Origin of the sequence: Pseudoflavonifractor sp. An44 (genome assembly GCF_002161675.1) — a bacterium.
GTDB lineage: Bacteria > Bacillota > Clostridia > Oscillospirales > Oscillospiraceae > Enterenecus > Enterenecus faecium.
Genome location: NZ_NFIH01000005.1, coordinates 75,945 through 99,618 on the forward strand (window position 1 = coordinate 75,945; position 23,674 = coordinate 99,618).

A 23,674-nucleotide genomic window follows, 5' to 3' on the forward strand; every position below is an offset into this window, starting at 1 on the left:
GGTGTGCTTTATGGAGCAATGGAGAAAAGATTCACGAAAAGAGGCCGTGGTGACAGATTTGGAAGCATTGGTGCCCCAAGATCACTTGCTTCGGAAAGTGGAAAAGGTCATGGACTATGAGTGGTTGTATGAGAAACTGGATCCATACTATTGCCATGACAACGGGAGACCAGGTATAGACCCCGTCGTGTTAATTAAAATGGCTCTGATTCAGCATTTGTTTGGAATTGCATCGTTGCGCCAGACATACCGGGACATTACCGTAAATCTGGCCTATCGCTGGTTTCTGGGGTATGGACTACTGGAGGAAATTCCCCACTTTTCAACAGTGAGTTATGCCTTTTGCCATAGATTTCCTGAAGACTTAACCATGGAGATTTTTGAGCACATCCTGAATAAAGCTCTTAACAACCGCATGGTAGACCCACGAACTGTGTTTATTGATGGGACTCACATAAAAGCCAGTGCAAATAAGAAGAAATACCAAAAAGAGCAAGTATCCAAGGCTGCCAAGGTATATGCTGAGCAGCTTCGGGAGGAAGTAAATGCCGAACGTGAGAAGTTGGGGAAAAAGCCTATCAACGACGATGACGATCACGATGATGAGGGCACCTCTGGTGGAGGGATGGTTGAAAAGACAGTTTCCACAACCGACCCCGATGCGGGAATGTTCATCAAAGGAGAGCATGAACGGCAGTTTGCATACGAAGCACACACAGCTTGTGATAGGCGAGGGTTTATTCTTGGAGTAGAAGTAACCGCAGGAAATATTCATGACAGCGTAGCTTGGGATGCACTTTACGATGAAATAACAGCTAAATTTGAACATGCGAAGTATGTGGCAATGGACGCAGCATATAAAACCCCTTGGATTGCAAAGAAGATTCTGGAGGATGGGAGAATCCCCATCATGCCCTATACCAGGTATAAAGGAGATAAAGAACGGTACAAGCCTTGGGAGTATGAGTATGATCCTGTAACTGACAGTTTCATTTGCCCTCAAGGTGGTGTGCTGCGACACACCACCACGGACAAGGAAGGAAAACGTACTTACCGTACGACTCCGTCCAAGTGCAAATCTTGCCCATGTAAATTTAAATGCGGAGCCAATGAAAAGGGGCAAAAGGCAATGACCACACATATCTGGCAGGAGTATCTGGATATTGTGGAGGCCATCCGCAAAACCGAAAAGGGCAAGAAAATCTATGCCCAACGAAAAGAAACCATTGAGCGTGTGTTTGCTGATGCAAAGGAGAAGCACGCTATGCGTTATACGCACCACAGAGGTCTAGCCGCCGTTACCAGGTGGGTTAGGCTTAAATATGCTGCCATGAATTTGAAAAAGCTAGCAAAATGGAGTTGGGAGAACTCCATTTTGCGCATCATATTTGCTCTTGTTCCCCAAAATACGACTAGAACCCCTGTTTTCGCTTCATGAAAACAGGGGTTCTTCGACAGTCTGGGGTGTGGGGCGGGAATCTTCCCGCCCCACACCGGGCGGATGGAAATTATTTTGTATTGCCATTTTCCCTCCAATCTGCTATGATACAAAGTCGAGACAGAAGGGAGGGAATGGACATGCTGGTACAGATGAAGGCGAATGAGTGTTTGGTGTGGCCGTTCCATCGTCCTATATGAGACAATTACCTTTTTTGGGTGATTGTCTTTTTTTCTGTGAGAACATGAGAGAAAAGGAGAGAATAACGTGAACAACCATCAAGCGCCCATTCAGGACGCCCGTGTCCTGGGCTGGCCCAAGATGCTGATTTTGGGCTTGCAGCACATGTTCGCCATGTTCGGGGCCACCGTGCTGGTGCCCATGCTGGTGAGCAACTCCTACGGCCTGCCCCTGTCCATTCAGACCACCCTGTTTTTTGCCGGTATCGGCACCCTGTTTTTCCACCTATGTACCAAGCTGAAGGTGCCCGCCTTCCTGGGCTCCTCCTTCGCCTTCCTGGGCGGCTTCCAGGCCGTCAGTGAGCTGACCGCTGGCAAGTACGCCGACATGGCCGCCGCCGAAAAGCTCCAGTACGCCCTGGGCGGTATTGTGGTGGCCGGCCTGCTGTATGTGGTTCTGGCCGGTATCATCAAGCTGGTGGGTGTGCAGAAGGTCATGCGCTTCCTGCCCCCCGTGGTCACCGGCCCCATCATCATCCTCATTGGCCTGAACCTGGCCCCCTCTGCGGTGTCCAACGCCTCCACCTGCTGGTGGCTGGCCATTGTGGCCATGGCCATCATCGTGGTGGCCAACATCTGGGGCAAGGGCATGATTAAGATCATCCCCATCCTCCTGGGTGTGGTGGGCTCCTATATTGTGGCTGTGATCGCCAACTCCTTTGGCGCTACCGCCGTGGACGCCGCCGGCAACGTGGTGCCCCTCATCGACTACTCCGGTGTGGCCTCCTCCCAGCTGGTGGGTCTCCAGCCCTTTGTCATCGCCAAGTTTGATCTGACTTCCATCTTCGTCATGGCCCCCATCGCCATTGCCGCCATGATGGAGCACATCGGCGACATGTCCGCCATCTCTGCCACCGTGGGCAAGAACTTCCTGTCCGACCCCGGCCTGCACCGTACCCTCATCGGTGACGGTATCGCCACCTCTCTGTCCGGCCTGTTTGGCGGCCCCGCCAACACCACCTACGGTGAGAACACCGGCGTGCTGGTGCTCTCCCGGGTCCACGACCCCCGGGTGGTGCGTCTGGCTGCCATTTACGCCGTGGTGCTGTCCTTCAGCCCCGCCTTTGCCGCTGTGGTCAACTCCATCCCCACCGCCATCATCGGCGGCGTGTCCTTCATCCTCTACGGTATGATCTCCGCCATCGGCGTGCGTAACGTGGTGGAGAACCGAGTGGACTTCACCAACTCCCGCAACCTCATCATCGCCGCCGTCATTCTGGTGTGCGGTCTGGGCTTCACCAATGGCATCACCTTCGCCATCGGCGAGGTGCACATCACCCTCACCAACCTGGCGCTGGCCGCCGTTGCGGGCATCGCCCTCAACGCCATCCTCCCCGGCAAGGACTACACCTTCGGTGCCGACGTCACCGAGGGCCGCGCTGGCGACTTTGGCCGTTACTAAGCAGCGTTCCAATCAATTACCCGCGGCGTCCGGCTCACCTGGCCGGACGCCGCTGTATTTTGCAGCAAAAATTTTTCGGGGAAGTCTTGTAAGATTTCCCCCACTCCCCAGTCTTATGGGTGGAAGGAGGTGGTGGCGTGACCGAGTTTGAAGAGATCTACCGGACCTACTTTAATGACGTTTACCGGTATCTGCTGCGCCTGTCCGGGGACCAACATGTGGCGGAGGAGCTCACCAGCCAGACCTTTTTTAAGGCTATGCAGGGCATCCAAACCTTCCGGGGCGACTGCGAGGTGCGGGTGTGGCTGTGTCAGATCGGGAAAAACTGCTACCTGACCTATGTGAAAGGGCAAACCCGTACCCAACCGCTGGACGAGGCCCAGCTGTTGGAACTGCCGGAGGAGGGAGACTCCCCGGAACAGCTGTGTGAGCGGCGGGACCAGGCCATGCGTATCCGCAAGGTACTCCACCAGCTGCCGGAGCCCTACAAAGAGGTGTTTCTGTGGCGGGTGTTTGCCGAGTTGAGCTTCAAGGAGATTGGCCAGATGTTCGGAAAGACCCACAATTGGGCCTGTGTCACCTATCACCGGGCCAAAGCCATGGTCAGACAACGATTGGAGGAGAACGAGACATGAAACAGGAATGCAGCATTGTCCGAGACCTGCTTCCCCTGTATGTGGAGGATATGGTCAGCCCAGAGACGGCGGAGTTTGTGGGGGAGCATTTGAAAAGCTGCGAGACGTGCCAGGCGGAGGTCCAGAGCCTGCGCCAGCCCCCGGACGTAACCCCGCCCGCCCAGGAAGAGCACCCAGAGGCCCCGCTGCGGCGACTCCAACGGAAACTGCTGCTCAAGCGGATACAGTCTGCCCTGTTGGCGGGTGGATTTGTGCTGGTGGTACTCTTGTCCGCCTTTGCCATCCTCTCTGCGCCTCGCTATTTCCCCTACACGGCCCAGTTGTTGGAGGTGACAGAGCAGGCAGACGGCAGCCTCACCATCACCTTTGACCAGGCGGTGACCCAGTGTCAGGTGGAGAACCTGGGCACCCAGGAGCCGGACAACCAGAGCGAGAGCTATTCTGTTCAGGCGTGGACTTCTCCCTGGGACCAGTGGTTTTCCCGTTCCGGGAGCCGCACCCTTACCATTGCCCCCCACACCGACCGCCCGGTGTTGGTGTACTACGCCCAGAACAACGGCCAGGGGGATGTATTGGTGTATGGGGAACACCCGGCTGGAGGGATGGAGACCCTGCCCCGGCTGGTGCTGGGCTACTATCTGGTCCTGGCGGCGGGGGTGTTTGTGGTGCTCCTGGTGGTGTGGTGCGCAGCGAAGAAGAAGCCCAAGGTCCGGCAATGGGTGGGGCGGGCCCTGCTGTTGCCTCCCGCCTATGGGGTGGGACATCTCATTGTGCTGGGCTTTAGAACAGTGTCCTATTGCGCCACCCGGGACTTCATCCTCATTGTAGCCATCGGGGCGCTGGTGTACTGCCTGGTCCTGCTGGCGGCCAGCCTCTACCGCCTGTGGAGGGAGTTGAGACCAAATTGAGGGGAAGTGGGGAATTTCTCATGGTTGACAAAATTCTATCCTTTTAGTATGATAAAGCGTGATATATCTGCGGTCTCGTTCAAAGGGGAGCGTCAGCCGCATCAAAGGAGAGAAAACCATGAAGAAACCGTTCCTCACCCTGGCTCAGGCCAAGGAGATTCGTGAGACCTATCCCACCCCGTTCCACATCTACGACCAGGCGGGGATTGAAGACAATGCCAAGAAGCTGTACCAGGCTTTCTCCTGGAATCCCGGCTTTAAGGAATATTTCGCCGTGAAAGCCACCCCCACCCCCGGCATTTTGAAGCTGCTCCACGCCCAGGGCTGTGGCGTGGACTGCTCCTCCCTCACCGAGCTGATGATGGCAGAGCGCTGTGGATTTACCGGCCATGAGATCATGTTCTCCTCCAACGAGACCCCCGCCGAGGAGTTCCGCTACGCCCACAAGCTGGGGGCCATCATCAACCTGGACGACCTGACCCACGTGGACTTCCTCTATGACACCCTGGGCTGTGTCCCTGAGACCATCTCCTGCCGCTACAATCCCGGCGGCACCTTCACCTTGGGGGAGAGCAAGGAGGGCTTCCAGGTCATGGACAAGCCGGGGGACGCCAAGTACGGCATGACCAAGGAGCAGATGAAGCAGGCGTTCACCCGCCTGAAGGAGCTGGGAGCCAAGAACTTCGGCATCCACGCTTTCCTGGCCTCCAACACCCTGTCCAACGACTACTATCCCGCTCTGGCCCGGGTGCTCTTCGAGCTGGCCGTGGAGCTGCAGCGGGACACCGGGTGCCACATCACCTTCCTCAACCTGTCCGGCGGCGTAGGCGTGCCCTATCGCCCGGAGCAGCCCGCCAACGACATCGCCATCATCGGCGAGGGGGTACGGAAAGCCTACGAGGAGATCTTGGTGGCTGCTGGTATGGGGGATATCTCCCTTTGCACCGAGCTGGGCCGCTTCATGCTGGCCCCCTATGGACACCTGGTCACCACCGCCGTCCACGAAAAGCACATCTACAAGGAGTACATCGGGGTAGACGCCTGCGCTGCCAACCTGATGCGCCCTGCCATCTACGGTGCCTACCATCACATCACCGTGCTGGGCAAGGAGGACGCCCCCTGTGACCACGTCTACGACGTGGTGGGCTCCCTGTGTGAAAACAGCGATAAGTTTGCCATTGACCGCGCTCTGCCCCAGATCGACAAGGGTGACATTCTGGTCATCCACGACACCGGGGCCCACGGCTTTGCCATGGGCTACCAGTACAACGGCAAGCTGCGCTCGGCGGAGCTGCTTTTGAAGCGGGACGGCTCGGTGGAGCTGATGCGCCGGGCGGAGACCCCCGACGACTACTTTGCAACTCTCGTTTGGTAACAAGAAAACTTCCCGTCCGGCACCGCCGGGCGGGAAGTTTTTAGTCTTTGTTCATGCGCTGTAAAATGGCTTGTTCCACCTTGTCCCCGTATCGCATGGCCACGAGAAACACCGCCAGCCCCACCAGACCAATGAGGACCATGGCCCAGGGTGGAATGGAGAGGGCGGAGCCACCCACGCCGCAGGCCACCAGCAGGCCCCAGGGCCGGGCCACCAGGCAGAGGATGAGAAAGCGTTTCAGGCTCAGGTCGGTGAACCCCGCCAGAATGCACAGCAGGTCGTCGGGGAAGAAGGGAAAGAGGAAGGCCAGAAAGAGGAAGACATCTCGCTTGCGCTGGATGACATCCAAATACTTGTCCGACACCTTCTCACTGACAAACTGGTGGACAAACTTGTGGCCCAGCACCCGGGCCAGGAGAAAGACGATGACAGAGCCCAGCACCACCGCCCCCCAGGTGAGGAGAAAGGCGGGCCAGAATCCAAACATCACAGCCCCCACCAGGGCGGTGATGTTGCTGGGGATGGGGGCGACGATCACCGAAATGAGCTGAATGAGAAAGTACATCAGGTGGGACCAGGGAGAGAACTGGGCGATATAGGCCTCCATGGCCGACCTGGAGTGGAGGGTCTGGAAAAAGCCAGTGGCGTACAGGGCGTAGACGCAGCCGCCCAGCAAGGCTATGGTGACAAGCCACAACAGGGCCTGTTTGATACGTGGGTTCACAACTTCCCACCTCCTGGGAAAAGATAGGAATATTGTAGCAGATTGTGTCGGAAATAAAAAGGTGTCAAACCGTTAGGATTTTATCAAGAAAGAGTTAAGATAGGAGAAGAGCCGCCCACACAGGGGCGGCTCTTCTCGGTGTTGTGAGGTCAGTCGATGGCGGTGACCTGATATCCGGCCCCCTCCACGGCGGCCTTGAGGGTGTCAGCGGACACGTCTCCGGTGACGGTGGCGGTGCCGCTGGCCAGATCCACCTGGGCGGACACGCCGGGGATGGCGTTTAGAGCCTGGGTGACGTGGTTGACGCAGTGGGGGCACATCATGCCCTGGATGTGGATGGTTTGAGTCATGGTAGGTTCTTCTCCTTTCAATTCACAGCAGGTGTTCTTGCACACCGCTGGGGTATTCGATTTGGTGGGGCGGAAGCGGCGCAGCCGCAGGGCGTTGGTGACCACGCACACCGAGCTCAGGCTCATGGCGGCAGAGGCCAGCATGGGGGAGAGCTGGAGGTGGAACAGGGGATAGAATACCCCGGCGGCCACAGGGATGCAGATGGCGTTGTAGCAGAAGGCCCAGAACAGGTTTTCCTTGATGTTGCGCAGGGTGGCCCGGGACAGCCGCACGGCGGTGACGGCGTCCAGCAGGTCGCTCTTCATCAGTACCAGGTCGGCGGAGTCCAGGGCAATGTCTGAGCCTGCCCCAATGGCAATGCCCACCTCTGCCCGGGCCAGAGCGGGGGCGTCGTTGATGCCGTCTCCCACCATGGCTACCTGATGGCCATGGGCTTGCAGCTGGGCGATGTGGCCCTCTTTTTCTGTGGGCAGTACCTGGGCGATGACCTGAGACACGCCCACCTCCTGGGCGATGGCCTGAGCGGTGGCAGGGTGGTCTCCGGTGAGCATCACAACCTCCAGTCCCAGCTTGTGCAGTTCCGCCACGGCCTGGGCGCTGGTGGGCTTCACGGTGTCTGCCACCCCAATGACACCTACCAGGGTGGTGCCCTGGGCGAAGTACAGGGGAGTGTGGCCCTTTTCTGTGAGGGCCTGGGTGCGCTGGGCCACGGAAGACAGGTCTACCCCTGCCTCTTCCATCATGGCCTGGTTGCCTGCCAGGAAGGGGAGCCCCTGAAGGGTTCCGGTCACGCCCTTGCCGTGGACGGCCTGGAAGTCCGCCACCTCCTGGAGAGGCAGATTTTGAGCCTGGGTGTGGGCCACAATGGCCTGGCCCAGAGGGTGCTGGGAGGGGTGCTCCAGGCTGGCGGCGATGGTGAGCAACTGCTGTTGGGACAGTTGGCCCACCGGGTACACATCCGTCACCTGGGGCTTGCCCTGGGTGATGGTGCCCGTCTTGTCCAGTACGATGCAGGACACCTTGCCCAGCTGCTCCAGGGCCTGGGCGGACTTGATGAGAATGCCGTTCTGAGCCCCCACTCCGGTGCCCACCATAATGGCCACAGGGGTGGCCAGCCCCAGGGCACAGGGACAGGAGATGACCAGCACCGCCACGGCAGAGGTGAGGGCCTGGGCTACGGTGTGGCCACTCACCAGCCAAACCAGGGCGGTGACCAGGGCAATGCCCATGACCACGGGGACGAAGATACCCGCCACCCGGTCGGCCAGCCGGGAGATGGGGGCCTTGGAGGAGGCGGCCTCCTCCACCAGGGCGATCATCTGGGACAGGGTGGTGTCCTGGCCCACCTGGGTGGCCCGGACGGTGAGCACGCCGGCGCCGTTGAGACAGCCTGACATGACCCGGTCTCCCTCTCCTTTGTCTACTGGGATGGACTCTCCGGTGAGGGGGGACTCGTCTACGCTGGACACCCCAGACACCACCACCCCGTCCACGGGGAGGGAGGAGCCGGGGCGGATGAGGAGCAGGTCCCCCACCTGTACCTCCTGGGTGGGGATGGTCACCTCTTGGCCGTCCCGCAGTACGGTGGCGGTCTTGGGGCTCAAGTCCATGAGTCGGGCGATGGCCTGGCCCGTCTTGCCCTTGGAGCGGGCCTCCAGGAACTTGCCCAGGGTGATGAGGGTGACAATCATGGCCGCCGACTCAAAGTACAAGTCCATGGCGTACCGCTCCACCAGGGCGGTGTCCCCGTGGCCCAGCCCCCAGCCGATGGCGTACAGGGCCACAATGCCGTAGAGCATAGCGGCGGAAGAGCCCACGGCGATGAGGGAGTCCATATTGGGGGCCCGATGCCAGAGGGAGCGGAAGCCATTTATAAAATAGGCCCGGTTGATGATCAGCGGGGGCAGGGTGAGCAAGAAGAGGGTGAGGGCGTATACCATGGCGTTTTGGGTGCCGTGGAAGAAGTGGGGAATGGGCCAGCCCATCATGTGGCCCATGGACAGGTAGAACAGGGGGAGGAGGAAGACCAGGGAGGAGACAAAGCGCACCTTCAAGGACTTCTGGGCATCGGACACGGGAGCGGGAGTGGGGGCGGCTGTTTCCCCCATCACCGTGGCCCCGTACCCGGCCTTGGCCACCGCCTCGCAAATCTGCTGGGAGGTCAGGGGCTCATTGTAAGTTACCGACATGGAGTTGCCCAGCAGGTTCACCTGCACCTCCTGGACGCCTGCCAGACCCTTCACTGCCTTTTCTACATGGGCGGAACAGGCGGCGCAGGTCATGCCGGTGACGAAAAACTTCTGTTTCATGGCGGGGCCTCCTTTACAGCAGCTTGCCCAGGGCGGCCACCAGCTCGTCCACCTTTTGGGCTCGCTCCTGGGGGGTGTCCGCCTGCTCCACACAGTGTTTCAGGTGGGCGGTGAGCACCTCCTTGTTGGCCCGGCGCACCAGGGCATCCACCGCCAACAGCTGTTGGGAGATGTCCATGCAGTAGCGGTCCTCTTCAATCATGGTTAAAATTCCGTCCAATTGTCCTCGGGCGGTTTTCAATAGGCGAGTCACGGTTTTGGCATCGGCCATCATGACGCATCCCTCCTTGTGTTGGAATAACACCCCCCTGGGGGGTAGAGTTATCCTAGCACAAAAGTAGGAGAAAGTCAAGAAAAAACGGCGCCGCATAAGGGGGGACCTTTGCGGCGCCGCGTGGGGTTAGCCTTCCAACTTGCTCTGGGTCTTGGCCATAAACTTCTCTGCGTGGATGATGAAGCGCTCGTGGACGCCGGAGCCGATCTCGCCCCGCTCATCGTAGGCGTGGACCTCGAAGGTGACCTTGCGGCCCTCCACAGCGGTGACCACGCTCTCCGCCCACACCTTCATACCCACGGGGGTGGCGGAGGAGTGGGCGATGTTCAGGTGGGTGCCCACGGAGCTCTCACCGGGAGCCAGGCAGGGGATGAGGGAGTCCGAGGCGGCGTTTTCCATCATGGCCACCATATAGGGGGTGGCAAAGACGGGCACCAGACCGGAGCCCACCGCAGTGGCGGTTTTCTCCGGGGTGACCACGGACTCAAAACGGCCCTTGAGGCCGACTTCAATGGACATGGGGATTCCTCCTTTGTGTTGTCTGGACACAGTGTACCCGAAATTTACTCTCTTGACAAGAGAAAAGAGCGGCGCCAACGGACGCCGCCCAAATCAAGAGCACTTTGCTTGGCTCGGGGCCTCGCAGAGTTCCGTCACCCGCAGGTGACGGAAAAATCTAAATTGCGTCATTTCCACGGACATGTGCCGGGGAAATGACACTTCTCATGTGGGGTGGAATGACTTTTTCGTCAGACATCGAGTTCCACCCCACATGCAAGCCTCCTCCCATAGAAGTCCATGGACTTCTATGGGAAGCTTAAAGGCCCAGCTGAATCCAAAGATCGTTGTACAGATCGCGGGTCTCCTGGGGGAGCACCACGTAGTTCTCGCACTTTTTCAGCACGTCGGCAGAGGGGGCCATGATCTCGTAGAGCTCCGGGTCCAGCTCCTCACCGTAGGTCTCTTTGTAGTACTTGGGGTACTTCTCCAGTGCCTCGGTGTTGGGAGAGGCGTACCAGATATAGTCCATGTTGGACAGAGAGGCGTTGGTGGAGGCCATAAAGTTGATCCACTCCTCCGCTTCAGACACATGCTGAGCATTTTTCAGAATGCACCAGGCGTCCACAAACCAGTTGGCCCCCTCCTCGGGGATGACGTAGGCCAGGTCGGAGTTGTTCTCATACATGGACAGGTAGTCGCCGGCGTAGTAGGTGGCGATGGCGGCGTTGCCCTGCTCCATCTTGTTGAACACCTCGTCCATCACCTTGCCCTGGAAGACGCCCCGGCGGGTGGCATCGGCGATGAGGTCGTACGCCTGACGAATCTCGTCCTCGTTGGTGGTGTTCACCGAGTAGCCCAGGTAGATGAGGGCGTTGCCAAAGGCGTCCCGGGAGTTGTTGATGAGAAGCACGTTGCCACGATTGGCGTCATCGTACAGGGAGGACCAGCTGGTGATCTCGCCGTCCACCATGGTCTTGTTGTAGATGATGCCCAGGGTGCCCCAGGTGTAGGGGACGGTGTACTCGTTGTTGGGGTCAAAGGCCAGGTTCTTGAACTGGTCCCCAATATAGGAATAGTTGGGGATGTTGTCGTAGTTCAGGGGCTGGAGCATGTCCTCCTCAATGAGCTGGGAGATCATATAGTCGGAGGGGCAGATGACGTCGTAGTTGGCGCCGCCGTTTTTCAGCAGGGAATATAGGGACTCGTTGCTCTCAGCGGTCTGGTAGTTGACGGTGATCCCCGTCTCCTCCTGGAACTGGGCGATGAGGTCCTCGTCGATATATTCGCCCCAGTTGCACACGTTGAGCACCCGCTTGCCGGTGTTGGTGGCGGCGGTGTTGTTGTCGGCCTCGGGGTCAATGCGCTCAATGGTACAGGCGGAGAAGCAGAAGCCGCCCACCAGCACACAGGCCAGAGCCGCAATGGCTAGCTTTTTCAAAGGTTCATTCCTCCTCGATGAAAATCAATAGACCCGCTTGGCGGCGGCCTTCTCCGCTCGAATTTCCCGGACGTTGACGATGATCAGCAGCACCAGCACCACCCCGAAGAGAATGGTGGACACGGCGTTGATCTCCGGGGTAACGCCCTTTTTGGTCATGGAGTAGATCTGCATGGCCAGGGTGGAGGTGGAGGAGCCGGCGGTGAAGTAGGAGATGACGAAGTCGTCCACACTCATGGTGAAGGCGATGAGGGCGCCGGAGACAATACCCGGCATGATCTCCGGCAAAATCACCTTAAAGAAGGCCTGGGGCCAGGTGCAGCCCAGGTCCTGGGCGGCATCCACCAGGTTTTTGTCCATCTGCCGCAGCTTGGGGGCCACGGAGAGAATGACATAGGGGATGTTAAAGGTGATATGGGCGATGAGCAGGGTACCAAAGCCCAGGGATAGCTGGTGGAAGGTGACCCGGTACTGAGTGCCGAAGAGGTCGATGATGAGTCGATAGTGGGAGGCCAGGTAGTTCCAGCCGCTGAGGGCGGCCACAAAGAACAGGCACATGGCCACGCCGGTGACGATGTCGGCGTTCATCATGGGGATGTTGTTGATGGTGAGCAGGGGCTCCCGGAACTTCCGGCGCATGGAGTACAGGCCAATGGCGCTGAGGGTGCCCACCACCGTGGCAATGAGGGTGGCCAGCACCGACACCAGCAGGGTGTTGTACACGCTCTTGATAATCAGCTGATTTTGGAACAGCTTGGCATACCACCGCAGGGAGAAGCCCTTCCAGACCACGCTGGAGTCTGCGGCGTTGAAGGAGTAGAAAATGAGCAGCAAAATGGGGGCATAGAGGAAGAAGAATACCACACCGATGAGGATGCGGTTGCCCAGGCTGTTTTTTTTGTTCAGACTCATAGCATCACCGCCTGTTCTTCGCCCTCACCGAAGCGATTCATTATCCACATGCAGGCCACCACAATGACCATCATCACCAGGGCGATGGCCGAGCCCAGGTGTGGGTTGTAGGCGCCGCCCAAGAACTGCTGTTCGATGAGGTCGCCCAGCAGCATCTGAATGCCGCCGCCCAACAGCCGGGAGATGGCGAAGGTGGACACAGAGGGGACAAACACCATGGTCACGCCGGAGAGAATGCCGGGCAGGGACAGGGGCAGGATGACCTTGCGGAACACCGTGGCGGTGTCGGCCCCCAGGTCCTGGGCGGCCTCCAGCAGGGTGTTGTCCATTTTGATGAGGGTGGAATAGATGGGCAGCACCATAAAGGGCAGATAGTTGTACACCATACCCACCACCACAGCGCCCTGGGTGCCAATCATCTTAAAATAGTGAATGTCTGTGCCAAAGAGGTTGTTGATGAGATCAAACAGGCCAATGGCAGCAAAAAACTGGTTGATGAGACCGTTGTTTTCCATGATGGACATCATGGAGTAGGTGCGCAGCAGGAAGTTGACCCACATGGGCAGCATGATGAGGAGCATGGCCACCCGCTGGAAGCTCTTGCCCTCTTTGGCCATGGCATAGGACAGGGGATAGCCAATGAGCAGACACACCAAGGTGGCGATGATGGCCAGCTTGAAGGAGCGGGTGAAAATCACCGTAAAGGTGCCCATGCGGGTGAAGTTCTCCCCGGTAAAGGAGAAGTCGGCGGTGGTGAAGGCGTAAATCACCACCATGATGATGGGGGCCACCACAAAGAAGGCCATCCATCCCACATAGGGGATGGCCAGGAGGGAACGCTTATTCTTCATGCCCGTTCTCCTCCTCCTCGGGCTCATAGTCCGCATCGCCGATCTCTTCGTATTCCTCGGAATAGGAGGAGTAGTCTCCGAACATGCCGGAGTACTCGCTCTTTTTCATCACGTGGATGCAGTCGGGGTCCAGGTGGATGCCGATGACAGAGCCCACGGGGTGGTATTCAGTGGTCTGAATGAGCCACTTAAAGCCATAGAAGTCCACGATGGTGTCGTAGTGGACGCCCTTAAAGGTCACAGAGGTGACGGTGCCTTTGAGCTGGCCCTGGTTCTCCGCCACAATGTCCACGTCCTCGGGGCGGATGACCACGTCCACCGGCTCGTCCTTGTCAAAGCCCTTGTCCAGGCAGCGGAACTTCCGGTTGAAGATCTCCACCACCTCGTCGGCCCGCATGATGCCGTCGATGATGTTGGACTCCCCGATGAAGTCGGCCACAAAGGCGTTTTTGGGCTCGTTGTAGATGTCCTCGGGGGTGCCGATCTGCTGGATGCGGCCGCCGTCCATGACCACCACGGTGTCGCTCATGGCCAGAGCTTCCTCCTGGTCGTGGGTGACGTAGATGAAGGTGATGCCCATCTCCTGCTGGATACGCTTGAGCTCGTTTTGCATGTCCTTGCGCAGGCGCATGTCCAAAGCGCCCAGAGGCTCGTCCAACAGCAGCACCTTGGGCTGGTTGACCAGGGCTCGGGCGATGGCTACCCGCTGCTGCTGACCGCCGGAGAGGGCGGAGATGGAGCGCTTTTCAAAGCCCTTGAGGTTGACGATTTCCAGCATTTCCATCACCCGCTGGTGAATCTCCTTTTCGGGAATCTTCACCTTCTTGGCGGTGGACTTGCCGTTTACCACATTGGTGACGGTTTTGCCCAAGCGCAGGCCAAAGGCCACGTTTTCATACACATTCAGGTGGGGGAACAGGGCGTATTTCTGGAATACGGTATTCACCTCCCGCTTGTGGGGCGGGACATGATTAATCCTCACGCCGTCAAATAAAACATCCCCAGAGGTAGGCGTAAGAAACCCGCCGATGATACGAAGCGTGGTTGTCTTGCCGCACCCACTGGGACCCAGCAGCGTGAGGAACTCTTTATCATTGATATACAGGTTGATGTGGTCCAATACCACGCCATCGTCGTAGGCCATGACGCAGTCTTTCAGGCGGATCAGCTCCTTGGACATGTGTCCTCCCTCATTTCTATGGTTGTTTCTAAAATGTCAGCTCCCTCGATATTTGTCCCGGCCAGTGCCCTCCAGCGGACAGCCCAATTTGGGCCCGGGGTTTCACGGATAGCGAGTTACACTATATTATGTCGATGGAGAAATGTCAATCATGTTTTTGAAAAAAACAGCCCCATTTCCGGTCAAAAAACAGGCCGCCCAAGGGGCGGCCTGTGGGGGTGAATGGCGGAATGTGGAAACTCAATCCTGGGACGACCACTGGGCGGCAAATTTGGGAAAATACTGGGGGACAAAGTCAATGTCCCGCACTGTCCACTCCATGCCGTTGAGATGGGAAAGGCATCCTCCGTCAGTGGTAAACTCAAAGCGCAGCTTGTAGGAGTACAGGGCCTGATAGCTGCGGCCAAACTGGCGGTTGTCCCGCTCCCGGCCATACTTGCCGTCCCCCAGCAGGGGATGACCGGCGGCGGCGAACTGGGCGCGAATCTGGTGGGTGCGCCCGGTGATGAGATCGCATTCCACCAGGGACAGCCCGCCTTCGGTTGCCAGGGTATTATATAAGGTAAGGGCGGTCTTGCCCCCGGGGACCGGGTGGTCGTACACCTTCACCTGGGCCTTGTTCTCATCTTTGAGGATAAAGCCCTTCAGTTCCCCCTTCCGGGGGCGCATCTCTCCCCGGATGACACACAGGTACAGTTTGGTGAGCTCCCGGTCCTTGATCTTCTGGTTCATGATGCGCAGCGCCTCGGCGGTCTTGGCGGCAATGACGATGCCCCCGGTGTTGCGGTCAATGCGGTTGCACAGGGCCGGAGCAAAGGAGTTCTCCCAGTAGGGGGACCACTCCTTCTTCTGATAGAGGTAGGCCTGGATGTGGGTCAGCAGGGTATTCACCCGCTCCTGGTCGTCGGGGTGCACCACCATACCCGGGCGCTTGTTTAAAAGGAGAATGTGCTCGTCCTCATAGACAATGTCCAACTGGGGCTTGAACACGGAGAGGAACGCATTTTCCCGATTTGGGGTTTGAAAAAACTCGTCGTTGATGTATAATTGTAATACGTCCCCCACTTCCAGGCGCACATCCCGCTTGGAGCCCTTGCCGTTGCGCTTGACCCGCTTGAGGCGGATGTACTTCTGGGCCAACGGGGCGGGGAGGAGGGGCACGGTCTTGGCCAGCCAGCGGTCCAACCGCTGCCCGGCGTCATTTTTTCCAATGGTAAATTCCTTCAATCACCATCACTCCTGGACTGTCAAGATACTGCCACCAGTGTACCATGATTTTTGGTGAAAAAAAAGAGAGAAAAAATCAAGAAACCATTTGACAAGTGGGAGACTCTTGAGTATAATACCATTTGTGTCGTTATGCGAGGTGTGCCGATGAAACTGGATTTGAAGCAAATTGCCCGTCAGCCGGGCGCCACCCTTCCGTTTTCCTTCCAGATGGACCTAACTCAGCTGGAGTGGAACGGAGACCACCCTGTATCCCAACCTGTCACTGTGGAAGGCAGAGTGCGGAATATGGCGGGGGTGCTGTTGCTCCAGGCCAGCATGGCAACCACCCTGTCCCTCATTTGCGACCGCTGCGCCCAACCCTTTTCCAAGGAGAAGACGGTGGACTTTGAGTCCATGCTGGCTACCGAATTGGAAGACGAGGAAAATGATGATATCATTTTGCTGGATGGGGAGATGCAGCTGGATCTGGAGGAGTTGCTGGGTGACGTGTTCCTCCTGAATATGGACACGAAGAATCTCTGCTCTCCAGACTGCAAGGGGCTGTGTCCGGGCTGCGGTGCAGACCTGAACCATGAGCCTTGCCGTTGCAAGAAGGAGATTGATCCTCGTCTGTCCAAGCTGGCCCAGCTGTTGGGTCAGGACGGATGATTTGTAATGTTATGTCTGCGGACATTGACCGATAAGGAGGTGTCAAAATGGCCGTCCCTAAGAGTAAAGTATCCAAGCAGCGCAGAAACAAGCGTCGCAGCTCCGTGTGGAAGCTGGAGACTCCCGGTGTCAACACCTGCCCCAAGTGCGGTGCTGTCCGCCTGCCTCACCGCGTCTGCAAGAACTGCATGACCTACAATGGTCGTGAGGTTACTGTGAGCGAGTGATCGCCTGTGATGAAAAAGAGGCTGTTGCAAAGTGCGCTTTGCGACAGCCTCTTTTACGTACTTTTCTGGTGAAAGGGCTGAAAAGCCTGGTTTTGTCAAAATTTGCTTTTCATAGTCTGTAAAGTTTGATATACTGACTGTTAACAATATAAAATAATCTGATCTTTTCGAGTAAGGAGGGATTTTCATGGCGAGACCATTGGTGGCCATTGTGGGCCGCCCCAACGTGGGTAAGTCCATGCTGTTTAATAAGCTGACGGGAAAGCGCCTGTCCATCGTGGAAGACACTCCCGGCGTCACCCGCGACCGCCTCTACGCCCAGGCCGAGTGGCTGGGCCGCACCTTCGATCTGGTGGATACCGGCGGCATTGAGCCCGGCACCGACAACGAGATTCTGTCCTTTATGCGTCTCCAGGCGGAGATTGCCATTGAGTCGGCCACGGTGATCATCTTTGTCTGCGACATCCGCACCGGCATGACCGCCGCCGACCAGGAGGTGGCTGGTATGCTCCAGCGCTCCAAGAAGCCGGTAATTCTGGCGGTGAACAAGATGGACTCCACCGGACCTACCAACCCGGACATCTACGAGTTCTATAACTTAGGGCTAGGTGACCCCTATCCCATTTCCGCCGTCCACGGCCATGGCACCGGCGACCTGCTGGATGCCTGCCTGTCCTACTTCCCCCCCGAGGAGGACGAAGAGGAGGACGACGATGTGGTGAAGGTGGCCATCATCGGCAAGCCCAACGTGGGCAAGTCCTCCCTCACCAACCGGATTCTGGGCCAGGAGCGGGTCATCGTCTCCAACGTGGCGGGCACCACCCGGGATGCCGTGGACAGCTACTTTGAAAATGAGACGGGCAAGTACCTCATCATCGACACCGCCGGTATGCGCAAGAAGTCCAAGGTGGACGACCGCATCGAGAAGTTCTCGGTGCTCCGGGCCACCATGGCCATTGAGCGCAGCGATGTGTGCCTCATTATGATCGACGCCCAGGAGGGTGTCACCGAGCAGGACACCAAGGTGGCAGGCCTGGCTCACGAGGCGGGCAAGGCCTGTATCATCGTGGTCAACAAGTGGGACGCCATCGAGAAGGACGACAAGACCATGAAGCGCATGGAGGAAGAAGTGCGCCGGGATCTGTCCTATATGACCTACGCTCCCATCCTGTTTATCTCCGCCATGACGGGCCAGCGGGTGGACCGCCTGTTCCAGGTCATCCAGAACGTGGTCAACCAGGCCACCATGCGCATCCCCACCGGTGTGCTCAACTCGGTGCTGGCCGATGCCCAGACCCGGGTGCAGCCCCCCACGGACAAGGGCCGCCGCCTGAAGATCTACTATATGACCCAGGTGGGCGTCAAGCCTCCCCACTTCGTCATTTTCTGCAACGATGCCAAGCTGTTCCACTTTTCCTATCAGCGTTATATCGAGAACCAAATTCGTGCCACCTTCGGACTGGTGGGCACTCCGGTGCGCATCACCATCCGGCAAAAGGGTGATAAGGAGGAGTAAGTCGTGCTGAACTATGTGTTGGACTCTGCCCATGTGTCCGGGGGCTGGCTGGCCCTGGCGGCGGTGGGCATTGCAGTGCTGGCCTACTTTTTGGGCTGCTTCAACGGGGCCGTGGTGGTGTCCCGGTACATCCTCCGGGACGACGTGCGCAACCACGGCAGCGGAAACGCAGGTCTGACCAACTTCTACCGCACCTTCGGCGGCCCCTTGACCCTGGTGGTCATCCTCTCGGACGCCGTGAAGGCCGTGGTGGCGGTGCTGTTTGCCATGTGGATTGCGGGCTCCATCTCCCCCGAGCTCATCACCCTGAGCAAGTACTGGGCGGGCCTCTTTTGCCTGCTGGGCCACATGTTCCCGGTGACCTTCCAGTTCCGGGGCGGTAAGGGCATTCTGTCCGGCGGTACCATCGCCCTGATGATGGACTGGCGGGTGGCCCTGGTGGTGTGGGGCGGCTTCCTCATCCTGGCCATTGCCACCCGATACGTGTCCCTGGGCTCCTGCTGGGCCGGACTGTCTTTCCCCTTTGTCACCTGGTTTGTCTACCAGGATGAGCTCATCGCCGTGCTGGCGGTCATCATCGGCGGCCTGATTTTGTGGAAACACCGGGGCAATATGGTGCGCATCGTCCAGGGCACCGAGTCCAAGTTCGCCCTGCACAAGAAAAAGGAAGCGGAGGCGGAAGCGCCTGACCCCTCGGAAGAGATAGGGGAGACGGTGGAGGAGCAGGATGAGCCTGAGACTTCCGCCGATCAGGAGCCTGCCGAGGAAGAACATGCCGACCAGGTGGAAGAGGAGAACTCCGAGCAGGAGGAGGAATCTTCCACACAGGAGGAATCGGCTGAGGAAGTGTCCGACGACCAAGAAGAAAAGAAGCTTCAGGAGGGTGAGGCATGAACATCACCGTGGTAGGCAGCGGCGGCTGGGGAACGGCCCTGGCTCTGGTGCTGCTGGAAAATGGACACCAGGTGTCCATGTGGTGCCGCCGAGCGGAGAAATGCCAAGAGATGCAGGAGAGCCGGGAGAATCCCGTGCTCCCTGGGGTGAAGTTGCCCCAGGAGCTGGAGCTGACCTGTGACCTGAACGTCCTGACCCAAAGCCAGGTGGTGGTCCTGGCCACCCCCTCCTTTGCCGTGCGGGCCACTTCCAAGCAGATTGCCCCCTATCTCCAGGCGGGCACCGTGCTGGTGAGCGTGGCCAAGGGCATTGAAAAAGACAGCTGTCTGCTGCTCCACCAGGTCATTGAGGAGGAAATCCCCAACTGCCCTGTGGTGGTGCTCTCCGGTCCCTCCCATGCCGAAGAGGTGGCCCGTGGGCTGCCCACCGGTGTGGTGGTGGCCTCGGAGAACAAGGAGGCAGCGCTTCTGGCCCAGGACATCTTCATGAACCGCAACATGCGCCTGTACACCTCCCCGGACATTCTGGGGGTGGAGATCGGGGCGGCCCTGAAAAACGTGGTGGCCCTGTGCACCGGCTGCTGTGTGGGCATGGGCTACGGAGACAACACCAAGGCTCTCATCATGACCCGGGCCCTCACCGAGATGGCTCGCCTGGGTGTGGCCATGGGGGCCAACAAGGAGACCTTCGCCGGGCTGTCCGGCCTGGGCGACCTCATTGTCACCTGTACCTCCATGCACTCCCGCAACTGCCGGGCGGGCATTGCCATCGGCAAGGGGACTCCCGTGGCCGAGGCCGTGGGTGGCAAAGACGGCACGGTGGTGGAGGGCTATTATGCCGCCGCCTCCGCCCGCCAACTGGCCCATAAGATGGGCGTGGAAATGCCCATCGCCGAGGGCGCCTATCAGGTGCTCTATGAGGGAAAGGACCCCCATGTAATTCTGGGCCAGCTCATGGTGCGGGAGCGCCGCTCCGAACTGGAGCTGGAAGAGATCTGGCTGTAACGTTTTTGATGCGAGAATGAAACAGAGCCCGGAGAGATGAAACCATCTCTCCGGGCTCTGTTTTGTATCCTCAAAACTTCCTGGATGTGCAGGAGAGGGCAGCTGGGTGGACTTTATGTCCCCGGTGTTTTGCTATGATCACATCGAGAATGTCCCGGTGGTATATACGGGAGACTGGGAGTCTGGCGTGACCTACACCCAGGGCCGGGACAACGAATTCTTTGGAACCTCTCCCGAAGTCGTGGAAGCCTGGGAGCAGCTCAAAGCGGAGATGCTCCAGAGATATCCCCGCTGACAAACTCCCCATACAACGACGAAAGCCCTGTACCATGCGGTACAGGGCTTTGAGTCATGAGTGTATGGAATTACACAGCACGGGTGACCTTGCCGGAACGGAGGCAGCGGGTGCACACATAGACGTGCTTGGGGGTGCCGTCCACCACAGCCTTGACGCGCTTGACGTTGGGCTTCCAGGGACGGTTGGAGCGGCGGTGGGAGTGAGAAACCTGGATGCCGAAGTTCACGCCCTTACCACAAAACTCACATTTGGCCATATCTACAAACCTCCTCGCTGGTTGGAATTACATTCATACGATAACTACGATATCTTACCAGAAACTTAAGAGAAAATCAAGGGGCATTTTTCAAAAAGAAGTATTTTTTTCGTTGGGGCTTTGTGGTAAAATAAAGGAACAAAACGCGAGGAAAGGGCGTGAAATCATGGGAAAAGGGCCTACCATTCGTTTGGGCACCATCATTGACCAGTTTCATCTTGAGGTGCTGTACGGCCCGGAGGGCTACCGGGACCGCCAAATCTCCATCCAGGACGTGAACCGTCCCGGCCTCCAGATGACGGGTTATTTCGACTACTTTGACCGGGAGCGTATGCAGCTGCTGGGCCTGGTGGAGTGGTCTTACTTGCAGGAGCGCACGGCAGAGGAGCGCATGGAGCGCTTTGACCAGCTGTTTTCCTATCACACCCCGGCGGTGATTATCGCCCGGGGCCTGGAGCCGTACCCGGAGTGCATGGGGTCGGCCAAGAAGTACGACCAGGTTCTGCTGCGCACCAAGGAGAATACGGCGGATTTCATGAGCACCCTCATCGCCTACCTGCGGGTGGCGCTGTCTCCCACCATCACCCGCCACGGCGTGCTGGTGGAGGTGTACGGCGAGGGCGTGCTGCTCATGGGCGAGTCCGGCGTGGGCAAGAGCGAGACCGCCATTGAGCTCATCAAGCGGGGCCACCGCCTCATTGCCGACGATGCGGTGGAAATTCGCCGGGGCTTCAACAACCGCCTGGTGGGCACCGCCCCCGAGCTCATTCGCCACTATATGGAGCTGCGAGGCATTGGCGTGGTGGATGTCCGCCGCCTGTTCGGTATGTCCGCCGTCAAGTTCGAGACCAACATCGACATGCTGGTGAAGCTGGAGAACTGGCAGGACGGGGCCATGTATGACCGCCTGGGTGCCGACGAGTTTTTCACAGAGCTGATGGGCGTGCAGCTGCCCACCCTCACCATTCCTGTTAAGCCGGGACGGAATCTGGCGGTCATCTTGGAGGTGGCGGCCATGAATAACCGTAACAAGAAGATGGGCCACAATGCGGCGCTGGAGTTTACCCAGCGCATTGATGCCCACATTGATGGTCAGCTCTCTTCGGACCGATGAGGACACCTGGACACAACGCCTTTCCGGGCGTTGTGTCTGCTTTTCAGGAATTTATATAAGGAGGAAGCGATATGTGTGGAATTGTAGGATATGTGGGGAGGGAGCAGGCGGCGCCCATTTTGTTGGACGGCCTGTCCCGCCTGGAATACCGAGGGTATGACTCCGCCGGAGTGGCGGTATACCATGACGGACAGGTGCGGGTGGCCAAGTCCAAGGGACGTTTGCAGGTACTCTCGGACATGATCCAGGGCGGACGTGCCATTCCGGGCACCATCGGCATCGGTCACACCCGTTGGGCCACCCACGGGGCGCCCTCGGACACCAACTCCCACCCCCATGTCAGCCACAGCGGCAAGATTGCGGTGGTGCACAACGGCATCATCGAAAACTATGCCCAGCTCAAAAGCTTCCTCCAGGCCAAGGGGGTGCCCTTTGTCTCCGAGACGGACAGCGAGGTGGTGGCCCAGCTGGTGGAATACTTCTATGAGGGGGATCTGCTGGCGGCGGTGGGCCGGGTGCTCCACCGCATTGAGGGCGCCTATGCCCTGGGCATCCTGTGCTGCGACCAGCCCGACCAGCTCATCGCCGTGCGCAAGGACAGCCCCCTGATTTTGGGGCTGGGGGAGGAGTCCAACTTCCTGGCCTCTGACGTCACCGCCATTCTCCGCCACACCCGGGACGTCATCTATATGGAGGACGGGGAGGTGGCGGTGCTCACCGCCCAGGGCATCCAGTGCTACAACAGCCTGCTCCAGCCCATCACCAAGGAGGTCGCCCGGGTGGACTGGGAGGTGGACGCCGCCGAAAAGGGCGGCTACGAGCACTTCATGGCCAAGGAGATCATGGAGCAGCCCGAGGCGCTGCGCCGCACCATCTTCCCCCGCATTCAGGACGGGGAGGTGTACCTGGAGGACTTCGCCCTCACCGATGAGGAGATCCGAGACCTCCAAAAGCTGTACATTGTGGCCTGCGGCTCCTCCTACCATGTGGGCATGGTGGGCAAGTACCACCTGGAGCGGCTGCTGCGCAAGCCCGTGGAGGTGGCCCTGGCCTCCGAGTTCCGATACATGGAGCCCATTGTGGATGAGCACACCCTGGTGGTGGTCATCAGCCAGTCCGGCGAGACCCTGGACACCATGGCCGCTCTGCGGGAGGCCAAACGTCTGGGGGCCAAGGTGCTGGCCATCGTCAATGTGGTGGGCTCCTCCATCGCCCGGGAGTCTGATGTGGTGCTGTACACCTGGGCCGGGCCGGAGATCGCCGTGGCCACCACCAAGGCGTATAGTACCCAGCTGGCGGTGCTCAACCTGTTGGGGCTGTACTTTGCCCGGCGACTGGGCACCATTGAGACGGAGGAGTACCGGGACATTTTGGGCCAGATGCTCCTGCTCCCCGCCCAGATGGAGGAGGTGCTGGCCCAGAAAAGCCAGATCCAGTATCTGGCCTCCCAGTACTTCAACCACGAGTCCATCTTCTTCATGGGGCGCAACGTGGACTATGCCCTGGGCCTGGAGGGGTCGCTGAAGCTCAAGGAGATCTCCTACATCCACTCCGAGGCCTACGCCGCCGGAGAGCTGAAGCACGGCACCATCTCCCTGATTGAGGACGGCACCCTGGTGGTGGCGGTGGGCACCTACGGGGCCCTCTTTGACAAAGCGTTGAGCAATGTGGTGGAGGTGAAGAGCCGTGGAGCGGACGTGCTGGCCCTCACCACCGCCAGCCATGCCCAGCGGATGGAGGAAGTGGCCAACGGCATGATGCTCATCCCCGACACCCACCCCATGCTGCTGCCCTCCCTGGGCGTGGTGCCCCTCCAGCTGTTTGCCTACTATGTGGCCCTGCATCGGGGCTGTGATATCGACAAACCCAGAAATCTGGCCAAGTCGGTTACCGTGGAATAAAACTCCGTTCACCCTCGGCCTTATGGCCGGGGGTGAAAATTTGTCTTGC

General features: G+C 58.7%; 23 protein-coding genes. 13 read left to right on the forward strand and 10 right to left on the reverse strand.

All coding sequences use genetic code 11. The features are described 5' to 3' along the window. Positions 1-10 precede the first annotated feature (10 nt). The 5 genes from B5F98_RS03695 to B5F98_RS03715 all read left to right on the forward strand — a co-directional run bounded on the left by B5F98_RS03695 (position 11) and on the right by B5F98_RS03715 (position 5,997). Positions 11-1,438 (forward strand): IS1182 family transposase, encoded by a 1,428-nt coding sequence (locus B5F98_RS03695; protein WP_242961587.1) that lies wholly within the window; start codon positions 11-13, stop codon positions 1,436-1,438. 321 nt (positions 1,439-1,759) lie between these two features. Further along, positions 1,760-3,079: a uracil-xanthine permease family protein gene (locus B5F98_RS03700; protein ID WP_087369725.1), complete on the forward strand. Its 1,320-nt coding sequence runs from the start codon at positions 1,760-1,762 to the stop codon at positions 3,077-3,079. A gap of 137 nt (positions 3,080-3,216) precedes the next feature. Further along, the gene (locus B5F98_RS03705; RefSeq protein WP_087369659.1) at positions 3,217-3,714 is read left to right on the forward strand and encodes a sigma-70 family RNA polymerase sigma factor; all 498 of its coding nucleotides are present in this window, start codon (positions 3,217-3,219) and stop codon (positions 3,712-3,714) included. Beyond that, positions 3,711-4,622 carry a zf-HC2 domain-containing protein gene (locus B5F98_RS03710; RefSeq protein WP_087369660.1) on the forward strand — a complete coding sequence of 304 codons (912 nt, stop codon included), beginning with the start codon at positions 3,711-3,713 and terminating at the stop codon, positions 4,620-4,622. Before B5F98_RS03705 ends, B5F98_RS03710 begins: the two co-directional genes overlap by 4 nt. Before the next feature lie 118 nt (positions 4,623-4,740). Next, on the forward strand, positions 4,741-5,997 hold the full coding sequence (locus B5F98_RS03715) for a diaminopimelate decarboxylase (RefSeq protein ID WP_087369662.1): 1,257 nt from the start codon (positions 4,741-4,743) through the stop codon (positions 5,995-5,997). Between the two features lie 40 nt (positions 5,998-6,037). Here the strand turns inward: B5F98_RS03715 and B5F98_RS03720 are convergent, their stop codons facing one another. The 9 genes from B5F98_RS03720 to B5F98_RS03760 all read right to left on the reverse strand — a co-directional run bounded on the left by B5F98_RS03720 (position 6,038) and on the right by B5F98_RS03760 (position 15,764). Then, positions 6,038-6,721, reverse strand: coding sequence for a VTT domain-containing protein (locus B5F98_RS03720; protein ID WP_242961589.1), 684 nt, complete (start codon positions 6,719-6,721; stop codon positions 6,038-6,040). A gap of 149 nt (positions 6,722-6,870) precedes the next feature. Next, on the reverse strand, positions 6,871-9,381 hold the full coding sequence (locus B5F98_RS03725) for a heavy metal translocating P-type ATPase (protein ID WP_087369664.1): 2,511 nt from the start codon (positions 9,379-9,381) through the stop codon (positions 6,871-6,873). Between the two features lie 13 nt (positions 9,382-9,394). Continuing rightward, complete coding sequence (locus tag B5F98_RS03730) at positions 9,395-9,655, reverse strand: metal-sensing transcriptional repressor (RefSeq protein ID WP_087229000.1); 261 nt, start codon at positions 9,653-9,655, stop codon at positions 9,395-9,397. Positions 9,656-9,781: 126 nt separating this feature from the next. Next, positions 9,782-10,174: a thioesterase family protein gene (locus tag B5F98_RS03735; RefSeq protein ID WP_087369666.1), complete on the reverse strand. Its 393-nt coding sequence runs from the start codon at positions 10,172-10,174 to the stop codon at positions 9,782-9,784. A gap of 298 nt (positions 10,175-10,472) precedes the next feature. Further along, positions 10,473-11,594, reverse strand: a complete 1,122-nt coding sequence (locus B5F98_RS03740) for an ABC transporter substrate-binding protein (RefSeq protein WP_087369668.1) — start codon at positions 11,592-11,594, stop codon at positions 10,473-10,475. A gap of 24 nt (positions 11,595-11,618) precedes the next feature. Next, positions 11,619-12,506: an ABC transporter permease gene (locus tag B5F98_RS03745; protein ID WP_087228990.1), complete on the reverse strand. Its 888-nt coding sequence runs from the start codon at positions 12,504-12,506 to the stop codon at positions 11,619-11,621. Next, a complete protein-coding gene (locus B5F98_RS03750) occupies positions 12,503-13,357 on the reverse strand; it encodes an ABC transporter permease (RefSeq protein ID WP_087228986.1) in 855 nt (284 codons plus the stop codon). The genes B5F98_RS03745 and B5F98_RS03750 overlap by 4 nt, the downstream gene beginning before the upstream one ends. Then, the gene (locus B5F98_RS03755; protein ID WP_087369670.1) at positions 13,347-14,537 is read right to left on the reverse strand and encodes an ABC transporter ATP-binding protein; all 1,191 of its coding nucleotides are present in this window, start codon (positions 14,535-14,537) and stop codon (positions 13,347-13,349) included. The genes B5F98_RS03750 and B5F98_RS03755 overlap by 11 nt, the downstream gene beginning before the upstream one ends. A 240-nt stretch (positions 14,538-14,777) precedes the next feature. Then, positions 14,778-15,764: an RluA family pseudouridine synthase gene (locus tag B5F98_RS03760; protein ID WP_087369673.1), complete on the reverse strand. Its 987-nt coding sequence runs from the start codon at positions 15,762-15,764 to the stop codon at positions 14,778-14,780. Between the two features lie 147 nt (positions 15,765-15,911). Here B5F98_RS03760 and B5F98_RS03765 point away from each other — a divergent pair, with 147 nt between their 5' ends. The 6 genes from B5F98_RS03765 to B5F98_RS03790 all read left to right on the forward strand — a co-directional run bounded on the left by B5F98_RS03765 (position 15,912) and on the right by B5F98_RS03790 (position 20,351). Beyond that, complete coding sequence (locus tag B5F98_RS03765) at positions 15,912-16,415, forward strand: DUF177 domain-containing protein (RefSeq protein ID WP_087228977.1); 504 nt, start codon at positions 15,912-15,914, stop codon at positions 16,413-16,415. A 47-nt stretch (positions 16,416-16,462) separates the two neighbouring features. Further along, complete coding sequence (gene rpmF / locus B5F98_RS03770) at positions 16,463-16,642, forward strand: 50S ribosomal protein L32 (RefSeq protein ID WP_087228973.1); 180 nt, start codon at positions 16,463-16,465, stop codon at positions 16,640-16,642. A gap of 187 nt (positions 16,643-16,829) precedes the next feature. Then, the gene (gene der, locus B5F98_RS03775; RefSeq protein ID WP_087228970.1) at positions 16,830-18,158 is read left to right on the forward strand and encodes a ribosome biogenesis GTPase Der; all 1,329 of its coding nucleotides are present in this window, start codon (positions 16,830-16,832) and stop codon (positions 18,156-18,158) included. Between the two features lie 3 nt (positions 18,159-18,161). Further along, on the forward strand, positions 18,162-19,052 hold the full coding sequence (locus B5F98_RS03780; protein ID WP_087369675.1) for a glycerol-3-phosphate acyltransferase: 891 nt from the start codon (positions 18,162-18,164) through the stop codon (positions 19,050-19,052). Beyond that, a complete protein-coding gene (locus B5F98_RS03785; RefSeq protein WP_087369677.1) occupies positions 19,049-20,056 on the forward strand; it encodes an NAD(P)H-dependent glycerol-3-phosphate dehydrogenase in 1,008 nt (335 codons plus the stop codon). Before B5F98_RS03780 ends, B5F98_RS03785 begins: the two co-directional genes overlap by 4 nt. A gap of 106 nt (positions 20,057-20,162) precedes the next feature. Beyond that, positions 20,163-20,351, forward strand: a complete 189-nt coding sequence (locus tag B5F98_RS03790) for a hypothetical protein (protein WP_087369679.1) — start codon at positions 20,163-20,165, stop codon at positions 20,349-20,351. A gap of 70 nt (positions 20,352-20,421) precedes the next feature. Here the strand turns inward: B5F98_RS03790 and rpmB are convergent, their stop codons facing one another. Further along, positions 20,422-20,610, reverse strand: coding sequence for a 50S ribosomal protein L28 (gene rpmB / locus B5F98_RS03795; RefSeq protein ID WP_087228945.1), 189 nt, complete (start codon positions 20,608-20,610; stop codon positions 20,422-20,424). A 166-nt stretch (positions 20,611-20,776) separates the two neighbouring features. On the opposite strand from rpmB, the gene hprK reads away from it, so the two are divergent. Next, entirely contained in the window at positions 20,777-21,724 is a 948-nt protein-coding gene (gene hprK, locus B5F98_RS03800; RefSeq protein ID WP_087369681.1) for an HPr(Ser) kinase/phosphatase, read from the forward strand. A gap of 71 nt (positions 21,725-21,795) precedes the next feature. After that, positions 21,796-23,625, forward strand: coding sequence for a glutamine--fructose-6-phosphate transaminase (isomerizing) (gene glmS / locus B5F98_RS03805; protein WP_087228939.1), 1,830 nt, complete (start codon positions 21,796-21,798; stop codon positions 23,623-23,625). Positions 23,626-23,674: the final 49 nt, after the last annotated feature.